The following is a 5,751-nucleotide window of genomic DNA, read 5'->3' as shown; positions in this document are numbered from 1 at the left end:
CCATCAGGAGCATGAGAGCGATGCCAATGCTGGCATCCGATATAAAAAGAAGAGCATAGAGTTGGAGTTGCTAGCCCAAAACTTGACAAATCAAAGGGTTTATGTGGTCAACAAGCAGATAAAGGAGAGCAATTATCGATACATTTATCAGTTGCGTCCTGTCGGATGCACTTTCAGCGTAAAATATAATTTCTAATAATCCAATAAGGATGGTGACTTACTCGTCATCATCCTTATTGTTATCGGCTACGATTTGCGGACCTCTTACCTTGACCTTAATGACCTGATTAACCATTAGTATAGGTTAATAATCACAAAAAGTTACCCTAAGGTAAGTTACCTTTGGGTAACTTTTTGTATATTTGCAGGTGATACGAATGTAATAAAGCAGATAAAACGAATTTAATAAGAAGAATATGGCAGTATTTCAATCTCCTTTTCAGTTTGGTACTTTGGCTACCGAAGAGAATTTTATCGACCGAACGGAAGATAGGGCTTTGCTCAAGCAACTCCTGGCTTCCCATATCAATGTGATGCTCATTTCTCCACGTCGATGGGGAAAATCGTCGCTTGTCAAGAAGGCGATGACGGAACTGAGTGAAGAAGATAAGGAGGTGAGAATCTGCTATATAGATGCTTTCAGTATCGGCTCGGAAGCAGAATTCTATCGCACTTTTGCCAGTCAGGTCATAGCCTGTGCTTCTTCCAAGATAGAACGTTGGATAGAGGATGCCAAGAAGTTCTTGACGGGTGTGGTTCCACAAATAATAGTTAACGATCAGATTACGGATTTTGTGGCTTTCGACCTGAAGTTTGTTCCGCAAGAAAGAGATAAGATGGCGATTCTCCAATTGCCTGAGTTGCTGGCGAAGGAAAAGGGAATCAGGATTATCGTGTGCATAGATGAATTCCAGCAGTTGGCTAATCTCCCGGAATATAAGGATATGGAGGGCAAGATGCGCTCAGTATGGCAACAGCAGCAGTTGACCTCTTATTGCCTTTATGGCAGTAAGCGCAATAGTTATCTCTCGGTCTCAAGCAGGTATTGAACATCAATACCCCTATGTTTCAGAACGATACGGAAAATCTCAGTTCTACCCAGATAGAGTTGCTTAAGGCGATTGCTGATGGTGAGCAGCATTTCTCATCACAAGCAGTGAAGCAGGTGTATAATCTGGGTAATCCCAATACGATAGTTAAGAACAAGAAGATTCTTCAGAACAAGGATATCATAGAGAAGCAGAAAGCTGATTTTGTATTTGTTGATCCGATTTATCGTCTATGGTTTAAGGAAGAGTATTGCTAAAAGGCAGAAAAGGTTCTTCTGTTGAGCATTACCGCACAGCAGCTGGATTCCATCCGCACAACACTTGATGTGCATCTGCACAACAGCTGATATGCAAGCGCACAACAGCTGTTGTGCGGTTCAAGGTATTAACAATCCCGAAGACAGGTATTATATCTTCTGGCAACTACTCCTATATCTTCCGATTACTTCTATTATACTTTCCTGCTGCTACTCCTATATCTTTCAATCACATCTCCTATATCTTTCAATGATTATTGATACTTGATTATTATCTTAAATATCCGTAAAATAATTACGGTGGATTGTTTTTTTATATATCTTTGCAAATGCTAAGCAGCACTTGACATTATAATAATTGAATGATGGTTTTCGTCGTTTTGGGGTGTGTTTGCTTTGCATCAACAATTTCGTTATCAATTAAAAATAAAGTATATAGAACCATGTTAGTAAAATTTGCCGTAACGAACTATAGAGGATTTGCTAATCGCATAGAATGGGATTTGTCGAAACCAAGTAACTATTCGTTCAATACTTTTGCCATTAAAGATGGTATCATCAAGAATGGCATCGTGTATGGACCTAACGGTTCTGGCAAGTCGAACTTTGCAATGGCCATCTTCGACATCACCAATCATCTTTCACAGAAGTGGAAGAAGGTGAACTATTATGATAACTTTACATATACGGGAAAGTTGAACTTCCCCGTAAAATTTGAATATGCCTTCAAGTTTAGAGATGATACGTTACAATATACATATAGCAAATCGCCTGATGGAAAGCTGGAGGAAGAAGAACTTGTTGTGAATAACAAACTTATTTTCTGCAACAAGAATTCTGTCTTGACATTGGATGATGTTGAGTTCCCGATGGATTCTGCGGTGAAGGCAAACCTTGCCAATAACGCCAACAATGTATCCATCGTAAACTTTCTGCTTACTTCCTATCCTCTTGCTAAGGAACATTATCTTCTGAAGCTGCAGCAATTCGTAAACTCAATGTTATGGTTCAGAAGTGTTGAAAAAAATGAGTTTATGGGGTTGGCTACTGCTCCGGCTAATCTCGATGAGTATATCATCAAGAATCAGCTGACTCGGGACTTTGAGGACTTCATCCATCGGGTAAGTGGACAAAGTTTTGAGTTTCAGGATCCAAAGGATGATGATAAAGAGTTGTATTGCGTATTTGGATTAGGTCGCATTCCATTCGATAAGATTGCATCAACGGGTACTCAATCTCTGATGCTGCTTTATTACTGGCTGAAACAGATGGCAAATGCATCGTTCGTTTTCATCGATGAATTTGATGCTTTCTATCATTTCAGACTCTCTTATGAGGTTTGCAAAACCCTCTTTGCTCTTCCATGTCAAGCTTTTACGTCATCACACAATACCTACCTGATGACCAACGACTTGCTTCGCCCAGACTGCAATTTCATCTTGCAAGACAACAAAATCAAGCCGTTGAGCGACTGCACCCAAAAAGAGTTGAGATTCGGGCATAATATAGAAAAAATGTTTAGAGGTAACGCATTCGAAGTATGATACTATTCGTTTTTGAAGGAGTAAAACGGGAGCCGGATTTGTTCCGCACCATTCAGCGATTATACTTTGCAAACAGAGATGAGCAGATAGTATGTTCCTATAACAACAACATCTATCAACTATACAAAGATTTGCAGGAGTATGATGGCGATGGAGATATTGTGTCTTTACTCATGGAGAAATTTGCCGGTCAAGCAGACAATCCGCTCAAGGATATTGATGCTTCTGCTGACATTTCGGAAATCTATCTGTTCTTCGACTATGACTTTCATAACCGGAATTTATCTCTCGAAGAAATCAACAGGCAGGTAAAGGAAATGCTTGAAACTTTCAATAATGAAACGGAGTTTGGTAGGCTTTATATTGACTATCCGATGGTTGAGTCTATACGATATACTAAGCAGTTGCCCGATGCAAACTATTGGACGTATTCTGTAACACGTTCTGAGTGTGGTAAGTTCAAAGGTGTATCTGCCGATTTTTCTGCGTATGACAGTTTCGATTTCATCCTACTGAAAGATCACCGAGAGCCAACAGAAGAAGAGACGAAGGAAATCAAGCAGAATTGGGAATATTTAAAGGAAATGAATGTGGGAAAAGCGAACTATCTATGTAAGGGGAAGAATTCGATGCCTGCATCTAAAGAAGACATACTTCAAGACAAAATATTCAACTCACAATTAAAGCAGTATGTGAATACCGAAGATTGTAAAGTAGCAGTACTCAATGCTTTCCCGATATTTCTGTTTGACTATTTCAAATGATATTTGTGACACCAGTGACACTTATGACACTTGTTTTCTAAAACTTTCTTCACGCGGGCGGGCAGGAAAAATTTTTCTGAAAAGCTTCCCGCCCGCCTACGTGAGAGAGTTTTTCTGAAAACAAATGTCATAAGTGTCATCCGTCATTCCTAAGTAAGTAACTTAGCTATCGTAACCAAGTCACTTAGCTATCCTAAGCAAGTTACTTAGCCGTCATAAGCAAGTCTCTTTTATCATTGGAATAAATCATCTTTCTGAGCTAATCATCAGAAAAAGAAAGAAAAACCGTGAGAAACAGTGAATAACCGTGAGAAACCGTGAATGGCGGATTCTCATGGATGTATCTTTGCATTGTGATTCTGAAAGGACTACAGGCAATGCGCAGCGCTACTTAACTTTGTTCAGATGAAAGTTCTGCTTTTTTCTAATTTTATAGAGACATTCTGTTGGAGTTTCTTTATTTTTTCGTACTTTTGCAAAAAAAGAGGTATGAAAGGGCAAGTTACCAATATTAATAAAAGTTAAAAGCGCGTTCCTTTAGTTTACTCAATGGTAAGAGTTGCGTATTTTCTAATAAGAATAAGTATGTAGGAAACATATAAAAGAGATATACAATGGAAAAGAAAATGATAAAACAAATGATGATGGCGTTGCTTTTGGCGATGATGCCTTTTGCAGCAAGCGCACAGGAAATTTCAATAGGAGGTTCATGGGCTAATGAACCAGCAAAATTGGGTAAAAACAAAACATTAGACATAAGTGTTATGGAATGCATCTATAACTATCGTATTATAGACCATAGCATTGGAGATATGAGAGAGTATTATGCTATATTGGAAATAGGAGATACTGTTTCTAAATTTGAGAGTTATGGTTCTTATAGGCTAGATTCTGTTCTTGTTGGAAAACAACAGATGACTAACGGAGAGTTTTTAAAAACCGATAATATGTATAGACCAGACTTTAAAGAATTCTTGTTAGAAAATGCAAATACAAAACGACTGTCTTATTATGGTAAGGTATCTATAGATAGTTATACCTATCAAGAGGATATACCTCAAATTGATTGGGTATTGTCTGATAGTACAAAGATGATTTGTGGATATTTATGCCATCAAGCAACAGCAGTTTTCCGTGGACGTAATTGGATAGCTTGGTTTTGTGATATACCGAAGAGTGTTGGCCCTTGGAAATTAAATGGCTTACCAGGACTAATTCTTGAAGCACAATCAGAAGATAAAGAGCATACTTTTTCTGCCATTTCTGTCCGAAAGTCTAGTTCGCCAATAATTGTCAGAGACACAGAATATTTCAAGACTACTCGTGAGCATTTTAACAAAGCTGTGGCTGATTACAAGTCTGATCCAACTAAGTCATGGAAGAATTCTCCTTTGGCTCCTAAAGATATGAATGGTAAACCGATGCCTATTCCGAAGAGAAAACTTTTTTATAATCCTTTGGAAAAGGAATAGCAGCAAGGCAGTTTAATAAAAACAAAAGTTTTAGCATGAGTTTCATCAAGCATATTGTGATGGCTGTCCTTGCATTGCTAATAGCCTTGCCTCTCTCTGCCCAAACCTCTCTCTCGGGAATGGTAAGGGACGAGTCGGGAAAGGCTCTTGGCAATGTAATGGTCAGAGCCTACAATCAACATAAGAAGTTGAAGCGTTATACGCAGACGAATAGACAAGGTGAATTCCGTCTTGCCACCACCGCCCATGATTCTATCTCCAGTATCACCTTGTCGCGGTTGAGCTATGAGACGAAGACCATCTTGAGAAAGGACTTTGGAAAGCTCAAGAACATCACCTTGCACGATGAGGCTATCAATATCAAGGAGGTGGTGGTGAGAAGTGTGCCTATCCGCCAAAGCGGCGACACCTTGACTTATGATGTCAATGCCTTCAAGAAAGAAAAGGATAGAAGCATCGAGGATGTACTGAAGCGAATGCCAGGCATCAGCGTGGACAACACGGGAGGCATCTATTACCAAGGTGAGCGCATCAGTAAGTTTTATATCGAAAATATGGACATGCTGTCGGGCAACTATACCTTGGCTACCAAGAATATCCGCCCTGACGACGTGGCGGCGGTGAATGTCTACGAAAACCACCAACCCATAAGAGCCTTGAAGAAT

General features: G+C 39.4%; 7 protein-coding genes. All 7 read left to right on the top strand.

The annotated features are described in order from the left end of the window. Nucleotides 1–196 (top strand): hypothetical protein (locus ACTQ16_RS16305; RefSeq protein WP_441938486.1); only part of this gene is annotated, 196 nt, incomplete at its 5' end. 220 nt (nt 197–416) lie between these two features. After that, on the top strand, nt 417–1,049 hold the full coding sequence (locus ACTQ16_RS16300; RefSeq protein WP_441938484.1) for a hypothetical protein: 633 nt from the start codon (nt 417–419) through the stop codon (nt 1,047–1,049). A gap of 14 nt (nt 1,050–1,063) precedes the next feature. Next, nucleotides 1,064–1,306: a hypothetical protein gene (locus tag ACTQ16_RS16295; RefSeq protein ID WP_441938483.1), complete on the top strand. Its 243-nt coding sequence runs from the start codon at nt 1,064–1,066 to the stop codon at nt 1,304–1,306. A gap of 443 nt (nt 1,307–1,749) precedes the next feature. Next, the gene (locus ACTQ16_RS16290) at nt 1,750–2,850 is read left to right on the top strand and encodes an AAA family ATPase (RefSeq protein ID WP_118312088.1); all 1,101 of its coding nucleotides are present in this window, start codon (nt 1,750–1,752) and stop codon (nt 2,848–2,850) included. Then, on the top strand, nt 2,847–3,614 hold the full coding sequence (locus ACTQ16_RS16285) for a hypothetical protein (protein WP_118312087.1): 768 nt from the start codon (nt 2,847–2,849) through the stop codon (nt 3,612–3,614). Before ACTQ16_RS16290 ends, ACTQ16_RS16285 begins: the two co-directional genes overlap by 4 nt. A 614-nt stretch (nt 3,615–4,228) precedes the next feature. After that, nucleotides 4,229–5,086 carry a GLPGLI family protein gene (locus tag ACTQ16_RS16280; protein ID WP_441938480.1) on the top strand — a complete coding sequence of 286 codons (858 nt, stop codon included), beginning with the start codon at nt 4,229–4,231 and terminating at the stop codon, nt 5,084–5,086. 35 nt (nt 5,087–5,121) lie between these two features. Continuing rightward, a partial coding sequence (locus ACTQ16_RS16275) for a carboxypeptidase-like regulatory domain-containing protein (RefSeq protein WP_441938479.1) occupies nt 5,122–5,751 on the top strand: 630 nt, incomplete at its 3' end.

Source organism: Prevotella sp. LCP21S3_D2 (assembly GCF_052118345.1).
Taxonomy (GTDB): Bacteria; Bacteroidota; Bacteroidia; order Bacteroidales; family Bacteroidaceae; genus Prevotella.
Note: the sequence above shows the minus strand (reverse complement) of the source record. Positions and strands in the feature narration are given on the sequence as shown.